This is a genomic window from Streptomyces sp. NPDC096324 (assembly GCF_044763015.1).
Lineage (GTDB): Bacteria > Actinomycetota > Actinomycetes > Streptomycetales > Streptomycetaceae > Streptomyces.
This window is the reverse complement of sequence record NZ_JBIWFK010000002.1, coordinates 18,585-41,458: the sequence shown is the minus strand read 5'-3', so window position 1 is coordinate 41,458 and position 22,874 is coordinate 18,585. Positions and strand designations below refer to the sequence as shown.

The window sequence follows — 22,874 nt, the reverse complement described above, 5'->3', positions numbered from 1 at the left end:
CAGGCAAGGGCAAGCCGAGGCCACAGGGACGGACACGCGTACGGGGACGGTTCCCGTCCGGGACCCGCCCCCGCCCCCGCTCCCGCGACGCGGCTCAGGTCAGCTGAACGGGTCCAGCGTGACGTACGCCTGCTGCGGATTGCCGTCGTTGACGAGGGACTCGTGGTTGCCGACGTCGTCGAACGCGAACGCGTAGGCCTTGCCGTCGGCCATCTGCGCGTGGATGGCGCGGGCGTACTGGTTGGTCACCGCGTCCGTGTAGAAGCCGGCGGACGAGGTGTCCGGCTGATTGGGGTTGGTCAGCAGGGTCGTGCGGTTGAACCCCGCGCACAGAGTGCGTGAAATGGGCCCGCGCACCAGGTCGTTGGGCGCGTCGAGCCGCTTGTAGCAGCCGAATACGCTGTCCGAGTCGGGCTTCTGGAAGCTGGTGACGACCGCTCCGGAGCTGTTGGTGAAGTTCATGACGCCACCGGAGACCCGGCCGAAGTACTTGGTGTTCGGCTGGTCGCCGAAGGGTGTCACCGTCAGCGTCGACGAACCGTACTTCTGCCAAACGCGGTTGATGTAGTCGTCCATGACGGTCCCCGGAAGCGCGCCCGCCTCGATGCCGTGGCCCGGGGCGAGCGCTCGCAGCACCGTGCCGTCGGACCGGGTCTGGACGAGGTTCGCCCAGCCGCCCGGCCGGCCGCGCAGCGCGCTGAAGAATCCGTTGTAGCCGCCGGACTTGAGGTGACCTGTGCTCTTCGTGGTCCCGTCGGCGAGCTTGACCCCGACGGCGTACGGGGCGGAGAACATGTCGACCTGGGTGCTGTTGATCCACAGACCGGAGTCGTTGAGGGTGTACTCGGACCAGTTGAAGAGGATGTTGCGGTTCGGGTCGTTCGGATTCTGGACGGCGGGCTGCACGAGACCGCCGGTCGTCACCCGGAAGTCGAGCTTCTGCCCGAAGGAGAAGTAGAGCCGTCCGGAGAACTTGGGGAGCCGGATCGTCTTCGACTGGCCGTTGGCCGGTCCCGTGATCGACGCGTCGGGCGCGGGCGTCGGCGGGTTGCCGCCCACGGGCCACGCGTGGAAGGTGCCGTTCGCGTCGGCCCAGCCCTGCCGTCCGGTCGAGAGCTGTGTGCCGAGGTCGTAGATGAAGACCTGGTCGCCGCGGCCGGAGTTGTTGGTGAAGGTGAGGGGAATGGTGTCCGGGACCGCGGCTTCGGCGCGGGAGGGCGCGCCGAACGTGAGCAGTGCCGCGACGAGTGTGGCGGAGGCCAACGCCCAGGCAGGCCATCTGATGTGTACGCGCACTCTCTGCCTCCTTGATGTGGGGGTTCAGCGAGGTGGATGCACACGGACGTGACTCGTCCGCTTCCGTTTGAGAGCGCTCTCAGAGTCCTGCGAGGTGGTGCGCCTGTCAACGACTTGCGCAGGATTGGTCCGGTCCAACTCGGCGTTTGGTGAGGTGAGTTGGGCGCCTTGGGGGTTGACGGGCATGGCCGTCCGCTGGTTCAGTGGCTCATCCACTCAGCCACTGCCCGGAGGGGGAAACGTGGAGGCTCTGCCCCGCGAGACCATCGTGGACGTCCTGGAGGACCGGCTGCGGACGGACATACTCGACGGCCGTCATCCGGCGGGGAGTTACCTTCCTCCGGAGCGGCGGCTGGCCGACGGGTACGGCGTCACGCGCACCACGCTCAAGCACGCCTTCGGCCGGCTCGTGCAGGCCGGACTGCTGGAGACCCGGCACGGAGTGGGCACCCGGGTACGGGACTACGCCCGGGTCGGCGGAGCGGACCTCCTGCCCATGCTCGTACGGCACGACGCCGGCTGGGTGCGCGAGGTGTTCGAAGTACGGCGCGGCGTCGGCGCCTTGATCGCCGAACGGGCCGCCGAACGCGGCACCCGCCCGCAGCGGGCCGAACTGGTCGCGCTCCTCGACGCCGTGCTGCGCGCCGAGGGCGTCGACGCGGTCCAGCTCGCCGACGTGGAGGTGCACCGCGCGCTGGCCCGCGCCACGGGCAACCGCGTCTACGTTCTCCTCACGAACACGCTCTTCAACGCCTACCTGCCGGTCCGTTCCCTGCTCAAGGGCCCCTTCACCGACCCGGCGGCCGCCCATGAGCGGCTGGCGCCCGTCGTCGGGGCCGTCACCGCCGGGGACGCGAAGCGGGCGCGCGAGGCGGCCGACACCTATCTGCGGGACACCGAGCACATCATGCTGGACGGCCTCGCATGAGGGGCACGCGGTTCGCCGAGACGATGCTCGGCACCGTCCGCCTCGACGGCGAACCGGGAGAACGGCGCATCCGGCTCGACCTGCGTGCCGCCGCCGACCGGGTCCTGCTCCCGCACCGGACGACCCCGGCCCGCCTGACCGGCCGGGTGCGCATCGCCGGACACGCCGACGACCCGTGTGCCGAGGGCGAGTTGGAGGTGTCACCGATCGCGCGGCGGCGCATCCGCTACCGCCTCACGTTCACCGCCGACGGGCGCCGCCTCACCCTGGACGGCTGGAAGTCGGTGACCCCGCGCCACCCCCTCGCCTCCATGACCACCCTGCCGTTCACCGTGCACGAGGGCGACACGCGGGCCGGCGAGGGTGTCCTGCGCTTCCCCGCCGCCACGGGCCTCGCCCCCTTCCTGCTCAGCTTCCGCTTCCCGCGCCACGAGGACCCCGCCGAGCACATGGCCCCGCGCTGGAACGGCGCCCGGGGCCGCACCGAGGTCTGGTACACCACCCTCACCGACCCCGCCACCGGCACCGGGATCTGGCTGCACCACGAACTCATCGCGCCCACCGACGGATCGGAACCGTTCGCCCACGGCTGGGCCGCCGTGTACCCCCGCGAGGGCGACGTGCGCCACGCCCGCTTCGGACCCGTCCCCTGGACCGGCCCGGCCGACGGATTCACGGCCGAGGGCGTGACCTGCCTCCCCGGACAACTCACCGGCGGCGCGGGCGACTTCCGCTGGAAACTCCTCGAACGCCCCCAGGGGCCCGCACTGTTCACCTTCCCCCGCTGGTCCTCGCGCCGCCCCGTGCTGCCCGCCGCCCAGATGCTGCCGGCCGCCCGGGCCACGTACGAGGGCGAATTCTCGTACGGGGGAACGACCCTGAACCTGAGCGCCGCTCCCGGAGCCTCGGCCCGGATCTACGGGCACGGCAACGCCCACCGGTGGACCTGGCTGCACGCCGACCTCGGCGACGGCGACGTCCTGGAGATCGTCGCCGCCGTCTCCACCCGGCCCGTGCTGCGCCGGCTCCCCCCGCTCGTCTTCCTGCGCCTGCGCCGCGCCGGCCGCACCTGGCCACGGCGGGCGGAGCGCTCGGCCATCGGCCGGCTGGGACTCGGACGCTTCCGGGCCGACATCGGACTGCCCGAATGGACGGTCACCGGACGGACGGCCCTGCGCCGCGTCCGCGTCGAGGTGCGCCAGCCCCCGGAACGGACCCTCACCCTCGAGTACCGCGATCCGGACGGCGCCCGCGCGGTGTGCCGCAACAGCGAGTCCGCCGACGCCCGTGTCGTCCTGGAGCGCTGGTGGGGCCGCTGGCGCCCGGAAGCCTCCTGGACACTGGACGGCACCGCGCACGCCGAGGTGGGGACACGATGACCGCCGACGGCCTCGTCGCCGCGCTCCTCGCCGACGACGGCGGCACCGCCTGGCCCGCCCGGGTGCCGCGGCGCCTCGATTCCGTGCTCGCCGCACTGCCCCGCCCGGCCCGCGCCGGAGTGCGCACCGCCGTCGCCGCCGTCGAGACGTACGCCGTGCTGCGCACCGGCAGACGTCTGGCGGCCCTTCGCCCCGACGAACGCGAGGAGGTGCTCCGCTCGCTGGCCGAGCGGCCCCGGCTCGCCCCCGTACTGGACCTCCTCAAGGTTCCCGTGCTGCTGGCCGCGGGCACCGAACGGATCCCGGCCCCACCCGCGGCGCCCGCCCCCGCCGATCCGCCCCTCGACTGCGTCCCGGCCGAGGAATGGCCGGCCCGCACCACCGCCGACGTGGTCGTCGTCGGCTCGGGCGCGGGCGGCGCCATGGCCGCGCGGACCCTCGCCCGCGCCGGCCTGAGCGTGGTCGTCCTGGAGGAGGGCCGGCACCACCCGACGGCCTCCTTCGGCCGCCGGGCACCCCTCGACCGGTTCACCGAGCTGTACCGGGACGGCGGTGCCACCGTCGCCCTCGGCAGACCGCCGGTCCTGCTGCCGGTCGGCCGTGCCGTCGGCGGCACCACCGTGGTCAACTCCGGCACGTGCTACCGCACACCGGACCACGTCCTGGACCGCTGGCGCGGCGTCTTCGGGTTCGGGCTCGCCGACCGCTTCGGGCCCCTCCTCGACGAGGTCGAGCGAACCCTGCGCGTGGCACCCCAGCCCCTCGACGTCCTCGGCAACAACGGGCTCCTCGCCCTCGCCGGCGCCGGACGGCTCGGCTGGCGGGCCGCCCCGCTGCGCCGCAACGCCCCCGGCTGCAAAGGCTCGTGCCAGTGCGTCGTCGGCTGCCCCACCGGAGCCAAACAGAGCGTGCAACTGTCCGTCCTGCCCGACGCCTGCGCCGCCGGCGCGCGGATCGTCACCGGCGCGCGGGTCCTGCGCATCCTGCTGGATCACGACGCCCCCGGACCGCCGCGGGCCGCCGGAGTCCTGGCGCGCCGCCCCGACGGCACCGACCTGGAGATCCTCGGCCCTCTCGTCGTGGCGGCGGCGGGGGCGCTCCAGACCCCGCCCCTGCTGCGCCGCTCGGGCCTCGGCGGACATCCCCGCCTGGGCCGCAACCTCAGCGTGCACCCCGCCACCAGCGTCGCCGGACGCTTCGCCGAGCCGGTGACGGCGTGGCGGGGCGTGCTGCAGAGCGTCGGCGTCGAGGAACTCCACGAGCGGGGGATCCTCGTCGAGGCGACCGCGAGCCCACCCGGCATGAGCAGCTTCGTCCTGCCCGGACTCGGCCGGGAACTGCGGCGCGAACTGGAGGAGTCGGACCGTCTCGCGACCCTCGGCGCCATGATCGCCGACCGTCCGTCGGGGCGGGTGAGCGGCCGGGACCGGACGCTCGTCCGCTACGACCTCGACCCCCGCGACGGCGACCGCCTGATGACCGCCGTACGGGCGATGGGCCGCCTCCTCTTCGCCGCCGGGGCGACGGAGGTCCTCACCGGAATCCCCGGAGCACCCCGCGCCCGGTCGCTCGACGCGCTCGACGAAGTGCTCCGCTCGGCCGGCCCCCGTGATCTGCACGTGTCGGCGTTCCATCCGACCGGCACGGTGGCCGCCGGCGACGATCCGCGGCGGGCGCCCGCCGACCCCGAGGGAAGGCTCCGCGGTGTCCACGGAGTCCTCGTCGCCGACGGTTCCGTCCTGCCGGGCTGTCCGGAGGTCAACCCGCAGCTCAGCATCATGGCGGCGGCCCTGGCGGTCTCGGAGGCGTGGCTCGAAGGGGCCCGGCGCGGGAGCTGATCCCCGCGCGCCACCCCAATGGGCCCCCGTGGTTCGCCGTGGCCGGGCGTGACACGGAGCATGAGGGAGTCCGTACGGCAGGAAAAGGACGAGCCCCCGTGCCCCGTACGGCAGGAAGAGGCGAGCCCCCATGAGCAGACGTGTTCCCCACGGCCGGAGCGGATCACGGCGTATCGCTGTCCTGTTGTCCGCGATCGCGTGCGGCTCCGTTCTCGTCTCGTGCAGCTCGGACGACGGCGGCAGCAGCAGCACGGCCTCCATCACCCCGCCGAACAAGTCCGACTTCACGGGGTCGGCGCCCTCCGCCATCGCGTCGGCGGCCTCCTCGATCATCGCGTCGGCGAGCGAGCGGGCGTCGTCGGCCGCCGCCTCAGTTGAGGCCAGGGCCTCGGAGTTCGCGGCCTCGGTCTCCGCCGACACCGTCCGCGCCGCGGCCACCGCCGAGAAGGAGCTGAAGGGCGTCCAGGGCAGCGGCAACGCGACGTCCGACGTCAGCATGAAGGGCGTGCCCACGGCGGAGACCGGCGGGCTGCGGGCCGTACTCGTCACCATCACCAACAACACGGACAAGAAGGCCTCGTACGCCGTGCAGGTCGACTTCAAGAACCCCGACGGCAAGGTCGTGGAGACGAAGTTCGTCGGCAAGGAGAACCTGGAGCCGGGGAAGAAGGCGACGCCGATCGTGATCAGCAGGCAGCCCGCGGAGCCCCAGCTCACCGCCGTGCTGGTCAAGGCCCAGCGCTACTGACGCGGGCGACGCGGACGAACACGGGCGTCGGGCACGGTCGGCCACGCCCTCGCCCCGGGAAGCCCGTTCTCCTTTTCGGGACGGGCTTCCCGGGGCGCGTCGGTGGAAGCCGCGCGGACGGGGAACGGTCAGGGATACGAGACCACGGTGGACGGCACGGTGGAGGTGCCCGAGGTGGGGGCGCCCGTGTCGTTGATGACGCGCTCGTACTGCCCGTTGCCGCCGAGCGAGACGACCAGCAGGTCGTGGAACTTCACGCCCGGCCTGTTCGGCGCCGCGAATCCGTGGTGCTGGACGATCGTGGGATCGACGTTGTAGTAGCAGTAACTGCCCAGGCCCCAGCCCTCGTGGGTGGTCACGGAGTCGGCGACCTTGTAGGCCGCGTACCCCTTGACGCTCCCGTTCTGGACGGCGGCCTGGTTCGGCGCGTCGTACGCCTTCTCGTTCTGGAAGAAGATGGTGCGGCCCCGCTGGCCGTACCACTGCACGTCGTACTTGTTGAAGTGCTCGACGAACAGGCCCGTGGCCAGGACGTCGTCGCCGTTGACGCGGAGGCCGTAGTCGGCCCGGTTGGTCTCCCAGCCGACGCCGGTGCCGTGGTCGGCCCGCCAGATCCAGGTGTGGTCGACGATCGTGTGCCGGCTGTTGACGACGATGCTGGTCGTCGCCTTGCCCGCGCCCGCACCCCCGATGCGGACGAAGACGTCCTGCACGGTGGTCGGATTGGCCGAGTGGTCCGCCGACGCCCCGGCCGGGCCGATCTCCAGGAGGGTCGCGGAGTTGACGGGACCGGCGTCGATCAGGAAGCCGGCCAGCCGGATGCCGTCCACGTCGGCCGTCCTGAGCACGGTCACACCGTTGTCCGGGATCAGCGTGGCGTAGCCGAGGCCGAGGACCACGGTTCCCGCGCGGTTCACCTGGATCGGCTGGTTCAGGTGGTAGATCCCCGGCGTCAGCAGCAGGTTCAGTCCCTGGGCGAGCGCCGCGTTCAAGGTGGCGGCGGTGACGCCGGGCTTGGCCACGTAGAACTGGGCGAGCGGCAGCGACGAGCCGCGCGGGGTGCCGTTCCCCCAGGTGGTGCCGCGGGCGTTGACGCGCTTCTCGGGCAGGAACACCCGGTACTCGCCGCCGCTGAGATACAGGAAGGGCTTCTCGCGGGACACCGGTGTCGTGTCGAGCGTGGTGTACGGCGGGTTCGGGAACGACTGCGCGGGCGCGCCCTGGACGCCCGAGAACACCATGTTCCAGACGGCGTTGACCCAGCCGCCCACCGAACTGTCGCGGGTGTACCACTGCTGCTGCGAGTACGGTCCGACCGAGCCGTCGATCCGGCTGTCGGCGATGTAGCCGCCGCTGGCCCAGCCGTAGCCGGCGGGAGCGAGGTTGAGCCCGCCCTTGACGTGCATACGACGGAACGGTGCCGCCTGCGCCACGGCCCACCGGTTGGTGCCGCTGACCGGGCTGAGGGCGAGGTTCTCCGCCGAGCGCCAGAAGTTCTGGGTGGCGTTGCCGTTGAACCAGCCGGCGTCGACGGTCACGTCACCGTTGATCGTCGTGTCGTCCGGTGACAGACCGAGGCCCGCGATCGAGGTGTAGAAGCCGAGCTGGGCGTTGAGCCCGTTGTACGTGCCCGGCTTGAACAGGAAGGCGTAGCGGCCCGTGCCGAACTGCGCGGACTCCTGCTGCCGGAAGACCTGGTCGAGCCGGGCCTGGATGCCGGGCGTCGACGGGTCGAAGACGATGACGTTCGGGCCGAGATCACCGCCGCCGGGAAGGGCCGACGGCTGCCGGGCGGACCGGCTGACGGGCCGGGCGGGGGAGGCGGAGGCGGGCGAGGACAGCGCGAGCAGTCCCGGCGCGGCCGCGCCTGCTGCAACCGCGCCGAGGACGGCGCGCCGCGCGACGGTGGGGCGACCGGGGTCCGGGACGTCTGTGGGGGTTCGAGACATGGGGGGCGACTCTCCTGGTTCAGGAAGTGAACGGTGGGAGGTGCGGGGGAGCGCTCTCTCGCCGATGCATGCTTCAGCCAGGTGAACGACGCGTCAAGAGTTGTGACCGGAGTCCCGGATGTTGTTGCACGACGAAGCGGTAACTCAGCGTGTATTTGCGGTACTTGGTCGATCAATGGGACGGTTCGGAGATCCATTGCGGACCCGGGATTGTGTTCAAGAGGTGCGCACATCGCCGACGAATGATCCTTCGTCAACTCCCTTGACACTCGCGCGCGACCGCCACAACACTCCTCGTCGGGAGAGCGCTCTCCCAATTCCTCGGCACATGTGATGGACCGTCACGCGGACGGCCCGGCGGCGTGCTCGGCGCCGCCGGCCGTCCGACCCCCACCGTCCCCATCGACGTGGCAGGAGGTCTCCATGGCACGGAGATCGAAGATCGTCTCAGGAATCCTGATGTCCAGCGCGCTGGTGCTGACCTCGCTCGGCCTGGCCGGAGTGGCGATGAGCGCCGACCCCGTGTCCGGCCGGGCGGAGTCCGCCGCCGGCGCGAGCACCGTCCACGCGGCGCACGTGATGGCCGCGTCCACGCTCTCCTCACCCGAGGACCCGGACGGCGACGGCTACATCCCGGCGAACCCGCAGGTCACCGGCGTCGTCCCGTCCAAGGCGGAGCCGACGCACCGCTACTTCCACGAGTTCCAGGCGAACTGCTCGGTGACCCGCACCAGGCCCGACGACCCGATCGTCTACCCCGGCCAGCCGGGCAAGTCCCACGACCACACCTTCATGGGCAACACCACGACCGACGCGGCCAGCACCACCGCCTCGCTCGGCGCCGGTTCGACCTCCTGCAGGGCCCCCGGCGACAAGTCCGCCTACTGGATGCCGACCCTGCTCAAGGGCGACACCCCCGTCCTACCGGTGGGTCCGCAGGTCATCTACTACAAGGCCGGTGTCACCGACTACACCAGCGTGCGGCCCTTCCCGAAGGGGCTGCGTTTCGTGGTCGGCAGCCCGATGCAGTCCGCGGCCGACTTCCGTAATCACCGGGGGTTCGTCGAGGGATGGGAATGCGGCAACAGCTACTTCAACACGGACTTCCCGCAACAGTGTCCGACCGGCGCCGACGTCCAGCTCAACATCCGCTTCCAGGCCCCCAGTTGCTGGGACGGCAAGTACCTCGACACACCCAACCACCAGAGTCACATGGCGTATCCGGTGGTCAACCCCGGCACGAACAACAACATCTGCCCGGACGACCACCCGGTCGCCCTGCCGATGATCGAGTTCAAGATGGCCTTCCCGGTCAACGGTGACATGTCACAGGTGAGGCTTTCGAGCGGCACCGGCCACTCCTTCCACTACGACTTCTTCAACGCGTGGGACCCGGCGACCCAGAAGGCACTCGTCGACCACTGCGTCGTGGGCGGACTCCAGTGCGACGCCCGCGGCTACGACCAGACGCACCCCGAGGCGGGCGCGGCACTCGACGCGAACTACCGGCTTCCCTGACGGGCGTCGGAGATGTTCCGCCGGTCCGGCGTACCACCGGACCGGCGGGACCGTCCGCCCCCGTCAACCCGTCACCCTTCGCGCCGGCGCCCAGTTCACCGCACCCATCCCCGCTCGCACCCATCCTCACTCGCCCCCCTTCACTCGGGCGAGCCCCCCGCACCTCTCCCCGCACCCCTCACCCGTACACCGGACGGACACTCATGACCGGATCCCGTACCACCCGGCAGCGCGTCGCCGCGCCCCTCACCGCGGGCCTGCTCGCCGCGGGCGCACTCGTCCTGCCCGCACAGCAGGCCCAGGCGGCCGGCGGCGTCGTCAAGGTCACCGGCTCGCAGGGCAACTGGCGACTGACCGTCGACGGAAGCCCGTACCAGATCAAGGGCCTCACCTGGGGGCCCGCCGTCGCCGACGCCGGGCGCTACATGCCCGACCTGAAGTCGATGGGCGTCAACACCGTCCGCACGTGGGGCACCGACGCCTCCAGCAAGCCCCTCTTCGACGCGGCGGCGGCCCAGGGCATCAGAGTGATCGCCGGTTTCTGGCTGCAGCCCGGCGGCGGTCCCGGCAGCGGCGGCTGTGTGAACTACCTGACGGACACCGCCTACAAGAACCAGGTACTCACCGAGTTCCCCCAATGGGCCGCCACCTACAAGGACAACCCCGGCGTCCTGATGTGGAATGTGGGGAACGAGTCCGTGCTCGGACTCCAGAACTGCTACAGCGGAGCCGAGTTGGAACGGCAGCGCGACGCCTACACCACGCTGGTGAACGACATCGCGAAGAAGATCCACGCCGTCGACCCCGGCCACCCCGTCACCTCGACCGACGCGTGGACCGGCGCCTGGCCCTACTACAAGCGGAACGCGCCCGACCTGGACCTGTACGCGGTCAATGCCTACAACGCCGTTTGTGACGTCAAGTCGGCCTGGCAGCAAGGTGGTTACACCAAGCCGTACATCATCACCGAGACGGGGCCCGCGGGCGAGTGGGAGGTGCCGGACGACACCAACGGGGTCCCCGCCGAACCCACCGACCGGGCGAAGGCCGACGGCTACACCCGGGCGTGGAACTGCGTCACCGCACACCCGGGCGTCGCGCTCGGCGCCACGATGTTCCACTACGGCACCGAGTACGACTTCGGCGGCATCTGGTTCAACCTGCTGCCCGCGGGCGAGAAGCGGCTGTCGTACTACGCCGTGAAGAAGGCGTACGGAGGCGACACCTCGCGTGACAACACCCCGCCGGTCGTCACCGGCCTGACCGTCGAGGGCGACGCGGGCAAGGTGCCCGCCGGGCGCGACCTCACGCTGTCGGTCGAGGCCACCGACCCCGACGGCGATCCGCTCACGTACGAAGTGCTGGACAACAGCGTGTACATCGACCAGAGCAAGCAGCTGAACCCGCTGCCGTTCACCGACCTGGGCGGCGGCCGGCTCCGGGTCACCGCGCCGGACCGGCCCGGAGTGTGGAAGTTCTACGTCAAGGTCAAGGACGGCCGGGGCAACGTCGGTGTCGAGACCCGCTCCGTGCGCGTGGTGCCGCCCACGCCGAGCGGAACGAACATCGCGCTCGGCAGGCCGGCCACCGCCTCCTCGTACCAGACCGGCGGCGGCGACTGCCCCTGCACCGCGGCCGGTGCCGTCGACGGCAACCTCGGCACCCGCTGGGCGAGCGACTGGAGCGACCCCCAGTGGCTGCGGGTCGATCTCGGCGCCCGGAGTTCGTTCCGGCATGTGCAACTGGTCTGGGAGACCTCGTACGCCAAGGCCTACACCGTGCAGACCTCGGACGACGGGCAGAACTGGACCACCGTCCGCACGGTCACCGACGGCAACGGCGGTGTCGACGACCTCGACGTGTCCGGCGCCGGCCGCTACCTCCGGGTCAACGGCACGGCCCGGGGCACCGGATGGGGCTACTCGCTGTACGAGTTCGGGGTCTACAACTGAATCACACCACTGAGGGAGAGCGCTCTCCCAGGGATGAGGCGGCAAGCGTGAGCGGGACGGACGACGCGGCGGAGCGCGAGGCGCTCCTCGGCAAACTCACCCTGCGCGAGAAGGTCCGGCTGCTGACCGGTGCGACCACCTGGCGCACCCGGGCCGAACCGGCCCTGGGACTCAGGGAGATGGTCCTCTCCGACGGTCCCGCCGGAGTGCGCGGGCAGTCCTGGGACGAGCGCGATCCGGCCCTGCTGCTGCCCTCGGCGTCCGCGCTCGGGGCCCTGTGGGACGAGGAGACGGTGGAGCGTCTCGGCGGGCTGCTCGCCGCCGAGGCGCGCCGCAAAGGCGTCGACGTCGTCCTCGCGCCCACCCTCAACCTTCACCGGACACCGCTCGGCGGACGGCACTTCGAGTGCTTCTCCGAGGACCCCGAACTGACCGGCCGCACCGGCGCCGCGCTCGTCCGGGGCATCCAGGCGCGGGGAGTGGCCGCCACCGCCAAGCACTACGTGGCCAACGACTCCGAGACCGACCGGCTGACCGTCGACGTGCGGGTGTCCGAGCGGGTCCTGCGCGAGGTGTACCTGGCGCCGTTCGAGGCGGCCGTCGAGGCCGGCGTCCGGGTCGTCATGGCCGGGTACAACGGCGTCGACGGCGCCACGATGACCGCCAGTCCGCTGCTCGACGACCCCCTCAAGGGGGAGTGGGGCTTCGACGGCGTGGTCGTCTCCGACTGGGGCGCGGTGCGGGACGGGGAACCGGCCGCCCGCTCCGCCCTCGACCTCGCGATGCCGGGGCCGGAGAGCGTCTGGGGCGAGGCGCTGGTGCGGGCCGTGGAGGAGGGGCGTGTCCCCCGGGCAGCCGTCGACGACAAGGTGCGGCGCCTGCTCGCCCTCGCCGCCACGTGCGGCGCACTGGGGGAGCCGGGGGTCGCGCCGGAGGCGCCGTCGTTCCCTGGGGGGTCACCGGTGCCGCCGCCTCCGCTGTCAACGGCGGACCCGCAGCCGGAATCGCCGCGGCTCCCTTCGGTGACGGCTTCGGAGCCGCGGCCCGACTCGCCGTGGGTGCCGGTGCCGATGTCGGCGTCGGAGCCGCGACCGGACCCGGCGTGCTCGCCTGCGGCGGGGTCCGACCCGCATCCGCAGGCGGCGTCGCCGTGCGTGCCTGCGGAGCCAGCGCCGTCGTGCGCGCCCGCGGTGCCGGTGTCCGTGTCGGGCCCGCAGTCGGAGCCGGTGTGCGCGCCTTCGGCGCCGGAGCCGACCCCGTCCGGCATCGGCCGGGACCGCGCCCGTGCGCTGCTGCGCGAGGCCGTCGCCGCGAGCACCGTCCTGCTGCGCAATGGCGGTGTCCTCCCGCTCGATCCCGCCCGGTTGCGCACCGTCGCCGTGATCGGCGCGCACGCGGTCCTGCCGCGCACCCAGGGCGGCGGCAGCGCGGGGGTCTTCCCCGAGCGGGTCGTCACTCCGCTCGACGGGATCAGGGACGCGCTCGGCGACGGCGTACGGGTCCTCCATGTGCCGGGCCCCTCGACCGGCGCGCCCGCGCCGCCCCTGACCCCGGACCTGTGCACCGATCCCGTCACGGGCGATCCGGGCGTCCGGCTGCGTGTCCTCGACGCGACGGGGTGCGAGCTGCTCACCGGACACCGGCTCGGCGGACGCCAGTTGGAGCCACCGCTGCCGCCCGGAGCGCACACCGTCGAGATCGCCGTCGTCCTGCTTCCACGGACCTCGGGGCCGTGGACGCTGGGAGTCGGCGGGTTCGGCCGCCTGAGCATCACGGTCGACCAACACGTGGTTTTGCAAGGGCAGTTCGACAAGGAGACCGACGATCCGGCGGCCGTCCACGTGAACCCGCCCGTCCACGGTGTTCCCGTCCACCTGACGGCGGGACGCCCGGCGCGCGTGGTGGCGCGCCGTGAACTCGCCCCGGGGACCGGCCGGGCCACCGTCGTCACCGCCGCCCCACCGCGCCCCGACGACGGTCCGGCCCTGGCCGGGGCGGTGCGGGCGGCCCGCGACGCCGACGCGGTGATCGTGGTCGTCGGCACCACCGAGCAGGCCGAGTCCGAGGGTTGCGACCGGACGGACCTCGGCCTAGGCGGACGCCAGGACGAGCTGGTGCAGGCCGTGACCGCCGCCGCACCGCACACGGTCGTCGTCGTCAACAGCGGCGGACCGGTCGAACTGCCCTGGCGCGCGCGGGCCGGTGCCGTCCTGCTGACCTGGTTCCCCGGCCAGGAGGGCGGAGCGGGCCTGGCCGACGTGCTGTTCGGCCGGGCGGAACCCGGCGGGCGGCTGCCCACGACCTGGCCGGCGGCCCTCGCCGACGCCCCGGTCACCCGGACCCGGCCCGAGAACGGACGCCTCGACTACACCGAGGGCCTGCACATCGGCTACCGCGCCTGGGCGCGCCACGACCGCGAACCGGCCTACTGGTTCGGGCACGGACTCGGCTTCACCACCTGGGCGTACGAGGGGCTGCGCGTCCCCGACGACATCGTGGCCGGGGAGCCCTTCACCGTGCGGGTCGACGTCCGCAACACCGGCCCGCGACGCGGACGCGAGGTCGTCCAGGTCTATCTCGCCGGGCCTCCCGGCCCGCCGGTCCGCCCGGAACGCTGGCTCGCGGGGTACACCTCGGTCAGCGCCGAACCGGGCGAGCGGGCAACGGTGTCGGTGCGGATACCGCCCCGCGCGCTGCGCCACTGGGCCGAGGACGCACACGCGTGGCGCACGCGGCCCGGCCCCTACCGCGTGCTCGCCGGGAGCTCCGCGGGCGCCCTGCCGCTGACGGCCACCGCACTGGTCCGGGCCGTCGGCTGAGCGCCGGGGCGGACGGGGAGAGCGCTCTATCCCGGGGCGGTGCCGTGCCGTTAGGGTGCCGCCATGAGCAGACAGGCTCCCACGCTGGAGGATGTCGCGCGGGTGGCCGGAGTCTCCCGCGCGACCGTGTCCCGGGTCATCAACGGTGTCCGCAACGTCGACCCCGGGATCCAGGAGGTGGTGCGCAGCGCCATCGAGCGCACCGGGTACGCGCCCAACCGGGCCGCGAGGTCACTGGTGACCCGGCGCAGCCAGACGGTGGCGCTGATCGTCTCCGGCGCCGGCGACACCCCGGGGGAGGAGCAGAACGCCTTCGCGGCACGGGTGTTCGCGGACCCCTTCTTCGGACGGGTCGTCAGCGGCGTCGTGGGATACCTGCGGCCGCGCTCGATGCATCCGCTGCTGATGTTCGCCGAATCGGCGGAGACCAGGGCCCAGGTGCTGGCCGACCTCCGGCAGGGCAGCGCGGACGGAGCCCTCGTCGTCTCCACCCACGCCGACGACCCGCTTCCCGCCCTGCTCGCCGACGCGGGCCTGCCCGCCGTCCTCTTCGCCCGGCCCTCCCGTCCCGTGCCGCTCAGCTACGTCGATCTCGCCCACCGCGAGGGCGCGCGGCTGGCGGCGGAACACCTGTTGAACCGGGGGTGCCGCCGGATCGTCACCGTCACCGGGCCGCTGCGCGTGGCCGCGAGCCAGGACCGGCTCGCCGGGTTCCGCGACACGATGGCCCGCGGCGGACACCCGTACGTCCCGGTCGCGGAGGGCGGGTTCACGCTGGACAGCGGTATGGCGGCGATGTCCGGGCTGCTGGCCGAACACCCGGATGTGGACGGGGTGTTCGCCGCCAACGACCTGATGGCCCAGGGGGTGTGCCAACTGCTGCGGGAGCGGGGCAGACGGGTGCCGGACGATGTGGCGGTCGTCGGCTTCGACGACTCCAGCGTGGCGGTGACCTGCCGCCCGCCGCTGACCACCGTCCGCCAGCCGGTGGAGGAGATGGCCGCGGCGATGGCCGCGCTGCTGGACGAGCACATCCGAGGCGTCCGCACCGAACCAACGTCGCTGATCTTCGACCCGGAACTGGTGATCCGCGCGTCGGCCTAGGACCGGGCGGACGGGACGGGTCGGACACACCCCGGAGCCCCTGCCGCCCCCGCATGTCCTGTCCCACGTCCAGGGCGCGTCCCGCACCACGCGTCCAGGGCGCGTCCCGCCGCGCGTCCGTCGTGGCCGCCGGTGGCGGACACTGGAGCCGTCAGGATGGATCAGCACCCGGCCGGGCAGGCGGGCCGGCGACGGAAGGCAGGCGGATGACCCACCCGATCACCGTGGGCGTGGACGGATCACCCGAGAGCAGGGCGGCGATGGCCTGGGCGGGCCGCGAGGCCGTCCGCCGGGACGTGGCCCTCAGGGTGGTGTACGCCTGGCACTGGCCGCCGCACGACATGGTCGGCGGTGGTGACCGGGAGGACCAGGCACAGTGGGTCCACGGCATGATCGAGGACGCGGCCCGCACGGTCACCGACCGGCACGACGGTCTGGGGGTCACGGTCGACGTGATCGACTCGACCGGAGGCGACGTGGTCGAGGCGCTGCTGGGCGTCGCGGCCGACACGGGGACCCTGGTTCTCGGGTCGCGCGGCTACGGCGCGTTCGTCGGCTTCCTGCTCGGTTCCGTCGGCCAGCGGGTGATCGCCGAGGCGCCCTGCCCGGTGGTGCTGGTGCGCTCGGAGGACCGGCCCGAGGACGAGGCGGGCGGCCGGGAGATCGTCGTCGGCCATCAGGGCGGTCCCGAGGACGACGCCGGTCTCCGGTTCGCGTTCGAGACCGCGGCGGCCCGTGGCGCCGCGGTACGGGCCGTACGGGCGTGGAGCCTGCCGCCGGTGTTCGCCTACAGCCCCGGTTCGCTGAAGATGCTCGACGAGGCCGGCGGCCTGGAGCCGTACGAGCGGAAGGCGCTGGCCGAGGCGCTCCAGCCGTGGCGCGACCGCTTCCCCCAGGTGCCCGTCACCCAGCACATCGAGATGGGCAGCGCGGGCCAGGTGCTGCTGTCCCTCTCCGACCGGGCCCAGTTGATGGTCGTCGGCCGCAGGGCCGACCGCTCCGCGGTGGGTGCCCGGATCGGCTCGGTGGCCCACGCGGTGATGCACCACGCGCCCTGCCCGGTGGCGGTCGTTCCGCACTCCTGACCCGGGACCGAGGGATGAGAGCCCCGGGCCGGCCGCGGAACTACGTGTTGTCGGCCCGGGACATCCGCAGGGCGAGGTCCTGGAGCAGATCGGCCGTCGTGACGTCGGTCCGCCCGGAGTCGTGGAGGTCGGCGAGTTCGGAGAAGAGGAACGCGAAGGCGCCCACCAGCGAGATGGCGGCGGGCAGATAGGCGTCCGCGACCGCCTGTCCCGCCTCCGCGGGCCCGGCGTCACCGGGTACCTCGACCCGCGGGAACACCTCGGTGACGAGAGCGCCCAGGTTGTTCTCGGCCGACTCGACCCCGTCCTCCTCGTCCTGGGCGATCCTGCGCACCATGGCGTTGGTCTCGGTGAGCACGCCGATGGCGCGCAGGATGATCTCCGTCTGTTCCATGCCGTGAGCCTAAACGGGCGAAGCCCCGCTGTAACCGGGATCTTGGTCTCGGGATGGTAGACAATGTTCATGAGCGACAACTCCCGCGCCCGCCGGGCCCGCGCGCGATGACCGCCGGCATCGACACCCCCGACCGCCGGGGCCGCACCGGACTCGACCGGACGGGCCGTGATCTGACCGGCAACCCGCGCGTCAGGATCCGTGACGTGCAACTCCTGTCCTGCCACTGGTACGTGGAGCGCACCACCACCTTCGACCTCCGACTCGCCGACGGAACCTGGAGCACCCAGGAGCGTGAGACGCACGACCGCGGCAACGGAGCCACCCTCCTGCTGTACGACGCCGAGCGGGAAACCGTCCTGCTGACCAGGCAGTTCCGCTATCCCACGTATGTCAACGGCCACCCGGACGGCATGCTGGTCGAAACGCCCGGCGGGCTCCTCGACGAGGACGACGAACACCCCGAGGATGCCGTACGGCGCGAGGTCATCGAGGAGACCGGGCACACCGTCGGGGAGGTCGAGCACGTCTTCGACGTCTACATGAGCCCGGGTTCGGTCACCGAACGGGTGAGCTTCTACGCCGCTTCGTACGGCCCCTCCACCCGTACGCACGAGGGCGGCGGACTCGACGAGGAGGGCGAGGACATCGAGACGATCGAACTGCCCTTCCACGAGGCCCTGTCGATGATCCGCACCGGGGACATCGCGGACGCCAAGACGATCATGCTGTTGCAGTGGGCCGCCCTGGAGGGGCCCTTCGCCAAGGCTTGACCTCAAGAGCACTCCAACGACCAGACTCCCGTTCGGGCCCGGGGACTTCGGGCCCGAACGGGAGGGAACACCATGCGCTACCGCACGATCGGCACGGACCCGGGGACCCGCCGTGAGGTGAGTGTGCTCGCGCTCGGCGCGATGCTGTTCGGCTCACTGACCGACGAGAAGACGTCGTTCGCCGTACTGGACCGCTATGTCGAGGCCGGCGGCAACTTCATCGACACCTCCGACAACTACGCCTTCTGGACCGACGGCGGGCAGGGCGGCCAGAGCGAGGAACTGCTCGGACGCTGGCGGCGCAGCCGCGGTGTCGGCGACGAGATCGTCCTCGCGACCAAACTCGGCGCACGCCCGCTGGCCCCCGGGACCGGCTACGTCGACAACCCCGAGGGCCTGTCGGCCAAGGTGATCCGCGAGGCCGCCGACAGGAGCCGGGAACGCCTCGGCGTGGAGAAGATCGACCTGCTGTACGCGCACATAGAGGACCGCACCGTCGAACCGGGCGAGACCGTCCAGGCGTTCGCCGAACTCGTCGCGGCGGGTAGCGTCGGACTCCTCGGGGTGAGCAACCACGCCGTCTGGCGGGTGGAGCGGGCCCGCGCCCTGGCCGCCTCGGCCGGACTGCCCGGCTACGAGGTCCTCCAGTACCACCACAGCCTGCTGCGCCCGCGTTCCGACGTACCGAGCGGGCTCTTCCCCGAGGGAAACCTCGGCGCCGCGACCGGAGAACTCCTCAGCTACCTGGGGGCGGAGCCGGAACTGACCCTGGTCGCCTACTCGCCGCTGCTGGGCGGCGCCTACGGACGGCGGGACAAGCCGCTGCCGTCCGACTACGACCACCCGGGGAACGCGGCCCGGCTCGGCGTGCTCCGAGAGGTGGCGAAGGAGACGGGCGCGACCCTCAACCAGGTCGTGCTGGCCTGGCAGCTCGGCGGCGAGCTGCCGCTGATCCCGCTGGCCGGAGCGTCCTCGGTGGCCCATTTGGAGGAGAACCTGGCCGCGGTGGACCTGGAACTCACCCCGGACCAGCGGGCCCGTCTGGACGCGGCCCACTGACACCCCCGGCCCCGAGACCTGAGCTCGGGAAGCTTGGGTCTTTTACGGGCTCCGCGATTCCCTGTGTTTCGGCACCGACGACGCCGCTGTCTGTACGGCCCGGAACCTGTCGAGGGAGACTGTGGGCATGGGGGATGTGCTCAGCAGTGGCTCGGACCGACCGCCCTGGAGACCGCCGCGTCGGCTGATCGCTGCGGCCGCAGCCGTGGCCCTGTGCGCGGCGCTCGTGGTGGGCATCGTGGCCGTGAGCGGGTCCGACGAGCAGGACCCGGCGGCACCCGTGAGCTCGTCGTCGGCGTCGCCGTCCGGCCGTGTCTTTCCTGATGGCCCGGACGCTGCTGTCAGGGCGGGGCAGACCCCCGGCATGGTGATCACAGGGTTACGACTGTCTCAGGGTGCCACGCTGATCAGGCGTGATCGCAGGGCGGACGCAGGCCCGTTGACGGTGGTCGTACGACGTTCGGACGGTTCACTGGGACTGCACGGCGCGGTGGTCACGTTCCCCGTACCCGCGCCGACAGGGGGGCGCCCGGTCCGGGTCGGCAGCGTCTCGGGCAGGACCCTCGAGCGAGGGATCACCTGGCCGGTCGGTGGCTCATACGCGCGAGTCCGAGGGGATTTGCCGCAGCCCGAGCTGATCGCTGTCGCCGCCGCCACCAGCGTCGCCTCGGGCCGCCCCGAGATCGAATCACCGCCCGGACTTTCAGTGACGGCCACGGGTACCTCACGCCCGACCTACATACACGAGGCCCGGTACAGCTCGGCCGAGACCGGGGAGGTGGACGGGCTCTCGGGCGGCCTGACCTTCACCGGCGTCGCCCGGTGCGGCGGCCTCGAAGACCAGTTGTACGCCGCCCGTGTTCAGACGGCGGGGACCGTGAAGGGCAAGCCCGCGATCATCACGTCCGCGTTCGGTGGCAACGGCGCGCTGGCCTGGGAGCCGGCGCCCGGTGTCGTGGCGTACATCGGCTACAGCGGGGCCCAGCTCGACGAAGGTGCCATCGCCGCCCTGCGCCGTCTGGCCGCGCGGACACGTCTGCTGAGTCCTGAGCAGTGGCAGGCCACCAGCCCTGCAACGAGCGACCAGATCAACGACTTCGGCTGATTCGACGCTGCGACCTGGGGTTGCGGTACTTGGCTGCTGTACCGCAGGATTCAAACGGGGGTGACCATGGAACGGCATGTGCTGGAATCGCTGTTGGCCGGTGATGACGAGGCGTCTGTGATAGCTCTGGCCACCCTCCGCAGCGGCGCCACCTACTGGGTGGCAGACGCAGACCGGGCACAACCCGCCGGCGTACATGCCGGAGTCTTCAAGGGCCGACTTCAGCGCATGCGGATGCACGGACTCGAACCTCTTGGGCTGGAACGAGCGGTGCAACTCGTCAGTGAACATGGCCGGCCCGTGCGCACGGGGCTGATCGATTCCGCCGATCGGACATGGACCACCCTGCTCTTCCTCACCGAGGACGGCAGCGCACTGGTGGCCTGCGCCGGCTGGCCGCTGCCGCTTGTCAAGAAGCCACCGCTTTAGGAGTTCGATCCCGCGGGCCCAGGACCGCCCTCGCCGTGCTGTCGGTGGAGCGTCGCGGATCGCTCAAGGCCGCCTACGTCCAACGTGGTTGATGTCAACTGGTGATGTCGAGGGCGGCTCCACTGAATCCCGGTTCGGACACTGTCCGAGCCGGGACTTCTTGTTCAGTGGGTGAGGCGGCGGAGCGTGCGTCAGGCGGTCAGGGACTTCCACAGGGTGATCGGGCGGTCCTCGACCGCGACCTGGTCGTTGTGCCCGTGGCCGTCGGCGATGGAGATGATCCGGTATTTCTGCTGGTGGAATACCCAGAACAGGCTCAGCCCGTTGATACGTTGCATGTCCGGTACGGCGAGGAACTCGTCCACTGCGGAGATACCGGCCAGTGACTGCCACAGGCTGAGCGAACGGTCGCCGCGTTCGATGACGTCGTTGTGCGCGGAGCCGTCGGCGATCGAGATCAGCCGGTAGACCTGTTCCCCCATGGAGGAGTGGAAGAGCCAGTAGTGGCTCTTCCCGTTCTGGCGCTGCATGTCGGGCACCGGCAGGAAGGCGTCCACACGCGCGATTCCGTTGAACGAGGCCCAGGCTGAGATCGGTCGGTCAGGCCGGTCGACGGCGGCTGCCGCCTCGGGGGCGAGCCCGGACTCCGCTCCGTCCGCGACCGAGATCAGCCGGTAGACCTGGCGGCCTTCCACGGTGTGGAACAGCCAGTACCGGCTCCGGCCGCCCACGCGCTGCTCGTCCGGCACCGGAAGGATCGCGTCCACCTTCGACACGCCGTCGTAGCACGACCAGGTGGGCAGGGGCCGGTCGGGGCGCTCGACGACGTCCCTGTGCTCGTCACCGTCGGCGATGGAGATGGTGCGACAGGCCGGCCCGTCGCCGCCGGTCCCGTAAGCCCAGTACCAACTCTTGCCCTGGTCCCGTTGGCGATCGGGGATCGGCAGGAAGGCGTCGGTCGGCCGGACCGTGTCCGGGAGCTTGTCGGTGAGGCGGCCGTCGCCCAGCAGTCGCAGTGTGGTGAGCGAGGGGGCGAAGCTGTAGACGGAGCCCTCGGTGGTGACGAACTGATGGAAGCTCAGCTCGGTCGTCGCGTTGGGGCTCTCGAAGGCGACCTTGCCCGTGGGGCCGACCCCCGGGTCGGGGCCGGGCTTCGCAGCGCGGTTCGGCGGGAAGTCGACGTCGTTGATCCACATCTTCTGGATGAACTCGAACTGCTCGACGAGGTCGGACTGGTAGCAGACGAAGAGCAGTCCGCGCGGGTGGTCGGGGCCGCCGGGGCCGTCCGAGGCCGGGTCGAAGGGCGCGCCGTAGGGAGCGCCCCGGCGGATGATCCGGCGTCGGTCCATGACCGGGTTCTCGGGGAACGGGTCCGTTCCGGGCCGCTCCTGCAGGCCGTCCCGGGGGTTGGTCTTGCGCAGGTGGGAGAAGAGCGGGGTGGTGAACCCCTCAGGGTCGTTGCGGTAGCCGAAGTCGTTGTCCTGGCTCGCGAGGGCGTTGTCCGGCATGTCGGCGTGCGGGCACTTGGCGACGGGTGTGCCCGAGCGCCAGCGGCCCACCAGGCGGGCGGCCAGCCATTCGGTGGTCGCCTCGTCCGGCACCACCTTGGCCTTCCTCAGGACCTTCAGTTGCGCGGTGACCTGGGCCCACCAGCCCGGGACGTCCTGACCGAGCCGGCGCACCACCTGGAAGCTGCCGTTCCTGGCCCACTCGGGCATCTCGTCGTACGGAATCCCGCCGACCCGGTCGTGCCCGATGACGAATTCACCGGGCGGAATCAGCCGGGTGCCCGGGTGGTCCTTGACGTACTCCGGCCGCTTCGGATCGGGCTCGTCGAAGCCGATGACCCCCGGCTCGCTGACCCCGTCCTTGAAGCCGAAGTGTTCCTTTCCACGGCGTGTTCCCGGCAGCGTGGCGCCGTTCTGCTGGAAGACGATCACGATCTTGGCCTGCGCGGCTGCCTCGCGCTGGGCCGTCAGCGCGTCCTGCAGTCCCTCGGCGGTGTCGGAGGCGACGGTGATCACGGCGTGCACGGTCTGGCCCTTGCCATCCCCGAACAGCCAGTTCTCGGGTGAGCTGTCGCCGGTGTCGCCCAGTGAGCGCTTGTGGGACCCCTCCTTGAACGCCTCCAGAGTGCCGCCCCTCGGCACCGAGGGCAGTGGGTCCTTGCCGCCGTTGAGGACCTTCAGGCCCTCGTAGGTGAAGCTGACGTTCGTCCAGGTGGCCTTCAGTGTCTGCGGGTCGTCGCCGCCGGTGGCCTGTCTGGCCTTGCGGAACGCCGCGTTGAAGGTGGCCACCTGTCTGGTGGTGGAGATCTGGGAGGCGAGCCGCCGCACCCAGGTGCGTGCCCGCGCGGGGTCCTCGAACTTGAGGAAGAGCAGCGTCATGCGGTCCTTCTTGAAGCCCGCGATCACATCACCCTGGATGTCGTCACTCTGACACAGTTTGAGGTCTTCCCTCATGTTTTCTCCTTGACAGCCGCATATGCCACGAGATCA

17 protein-coding genes are annotated in these 22,874 nt (G+C 71.6%); 13 read left to right on the top strand and 4 right to left on the bottom strand.

Annotated features, from left to right (window positions below; all coding sequences use genetic code 11):
* Positions 1-99: 99 nt before the first annotated feature.
* Positions 100-1,296: a glycoside hydrolase family 64 protein gene (locus tag ACIQ7M_RS03705; protein ID WP_403639310.1), complete on the bottom strand. Its 1,197-nt coding sequence runs from the start codon at positions 1,294-1,296 to the stop codon at positions 100-102.
* A 241-nt stretch (positions 1,297-1,537) separates the two neighbouring features.
* Between ACIQ7M_RS03705 and ACIQ7M_RS03700 the strand changes: the two genes are divergently transcribed.
* From ACIQ7M_RS03700 to ACIQ7M_RS03685, 4 genes are all read left to right on the top strand, one after another.
* Entirely contained in the window at positions 1,538-2,224 is a 687-nt protein-coding gene (locus ACIQ7M_RS03700) for a FadR/GntR family transcriptional regulator (protein WP_403639308.1), read from the top strand.
* Positions 2,221-3,603 (top strand): hypothetical protein, encoded by a 1,383-nt coding sequence (locus ACIQ7M_RS03695; protein ID WP_403639306.1) that lies wholly within the window; start codon positions 2,221-2,223, stop codon positions 3,601-3,603. The genes ACIQ7M_RS03700 and ACIQ7M_RS03695 overlap by 4 nt, the downstream gene beginning before the upstream one ends.
* A complete protein-coding gene (locus tag ACIQ7M_RS03690; protein ID WP_403639304.1) occupies positions 3,600-5,441 on the top strand; it encodes a GMC family oxidoreductase N-terminal domain-containing protein in 1,842 nt (613 codons plus the stop codon). Before ACIQ7M_RS03695 ends, ACIQ7M_RS03690 begins: the two co-directional genes overlap by 4 nt.
* Positions 5,442-5,571: 130 nt before the next feature.
* Positions 5,572-6,189: a hypothetical protein gene (locus ACIQ7M_RS03685; RefSeq protein WP_403639302.1), complete on the top strand. Its 618-nt coding sequence runs from the start codon at positions 5,572-5,574 to the stop codon at positions 6,187-6,189.
* Positions 6,190-6,317: 128 nt separating this feature from the next.
* Here ACIQ7M_RS03685 and ACIQ7M_RS03680 read toward each other — a convergent pair whose 3' ends face one another.
* Positions 6,318-8,138: a coagulation factor 5/8 type domain-containing protein gene (locus ACIQ7M_RS03680; protein ID WP_403639300.1), complete on the bottom strand. Its 1,821-nt coding sequence runs from the start codon at positions 8,136-8,138 to the stop codon at positions 6,318-6,320.
* 423 nt (positions 8,139-8,561) lie between these two features.
* Here ACIQ7M_RS03680 and ACIQ7M_RS03675 point away from each other — a divergent pair, with 423 nt between their 5' ends.
* The 5 genes from ACIQ7M_RS03675 (at position 8,562) to ACIQ7M_RS03655 (ending at position 16,616) form a co-directional block, all read left to right on the top strand.
* Positions 8,562-9,656 (top strand): DUF1996 domain-containing protein, encoded by a 1,095-nt coding sequence (locus tag ACIQ7M_RS03675; RefSeq protein WP_403639298.1) that lies wholly within the window; start codon positions 8,562-8,564, stop codon positions 9,654-9,656.
* A gap of 203 nt (positions 9,657-9,859) precedes the next feature.
* Positions 9,860-11,608, top strand: a complete 1,749-nt coding sequence (locus tag ACIQ7M_RS03670) for a discoidin domain-containing protein (protein WP_403639296.1) — start codon at positions 9,860-9,862, stop codon at positions 11,606-11,608.
* Positions 11,609-11,655: 47 nt separating this feature from the next.
* Complete coding sequence (locus ACIQ7M_RS03665; RefSeq protein ID WP_403639294.1) at positions 11,656-14,427, top strand: glycoside hydrolase family 3 C-terminal domain-containing protein; 2,772 nt, start codon at positions 11,656-11,658, stop codon at positions 14,425-14,427.
* A 63-nt stretch (positions 14,428-14,490) separates the two neighbouring features.
* Entirely contained in the window at positions 14,491-15,531 is a 1,041-nt protein-coding gene (locus ACIQ7M_RS03660; protein ID WP_403639292.1) for a LacI family DNA-binding transcriptional regulator, read from the top strand.
* Positions 15,532-15,737: 206 nt separating this feature from the next.
* The gene (locus ACIQ7M_RS03655) at positions 15,738-16,616 is read left to right on the top strand and encodes a universal stress protein (protein WP_403639290.1); all 879 of its coding nucleotides are present in this window, start codon (positions 15,738-15,740) and stop codon (positions 16,614-16,616) included.
* A 40-nt stretch (positions 16,617-16,656) separates the two neighbouring features.
* On the opposite strand, the gene ACIQ7M_RS03650 is transcribed toward ACIQ7M_RS03655, so the two are convergent.
* Entirely contained in the window at positions 16,657-17,010 is a 354-nt protein-coding gene (locus tag ACIQ7M_RS03650) for a hypothetical protein (protein ID WP_261707414.1), read from the bottom strand.
* Between the two features lie 107 nt (positions 17,011-17,117).
* On the opposite strand from ACIQ7M_RS03650, the gene ACIQ7M_RS03645 reads away from it, so the two are divergent.
* From ACIQ7M_RS03645 to ACIQ7M_RS03630, 4 genes are all read left to right on the top strand, one after another.
* Positions 17,118-17,783, top strand: coding sequence for an NUDIX domain-containing protein (locus tag ACIQ7M_RS03645; RefSeq protein WP_403640864.1), 666 nt, complete (start codon positions 17,118-17,120; stop codon positions 17,781-17,783).
* Positions 17,784-17,855: 72 nt separating this feature from the next.
* Positions 17,856-18,842: an aldo/keto reductase gene (locus ACIQ7M_RS03640; protein ID WP_403639288.1), complete on the top strand. Its 987-nt coding sequence runs from the start codon at positions 17,856-17,858 to the stop codon at positions 18,840-18,842.
* 619 nt (positions 18,843-19,461) lie between these two features.
* Positions 19,462-19,947, top strand: coding sequence for a hypothetical protein (locus ACIQ7M_RS03635; protein WP_403639286.1), 486 nt, complete (start codon positions 19,462-19,464; stop codon positions 19,945-19,947).
* Between the two features lie 66 nt (positions 19,948-20,013).
* Complete coding sequence (locus tag ACIQ7M_RS03630) at positions 20,014-20,376, top strand: hypothetical protein (RefSeq protein ID WP_403640861.1); 363 nt, start codon at positions 20,014-20,016, stop codon at positions 20,374-20,376.
* Between the two features lie 191 nt (positions 20,377-20,567).
* Here the strand turns inward: ACIQ7M_RS03630 and ACIQ7M_RS03625 are convergent, their stop codons facing one another.
* Positions 20,568-22,838, bottom strand: coding sequence for a Dyp-type peroxidase (locus tag ACIQ7M_RS03625; RefSeq protein WP_403639284.1), 2,271 nt, complete (start codon positions 22,836-22,838; stop codon positions 20,568-20,570).
* Positions 22,839-22,874 lie beyond the last annotated feature (36 nt).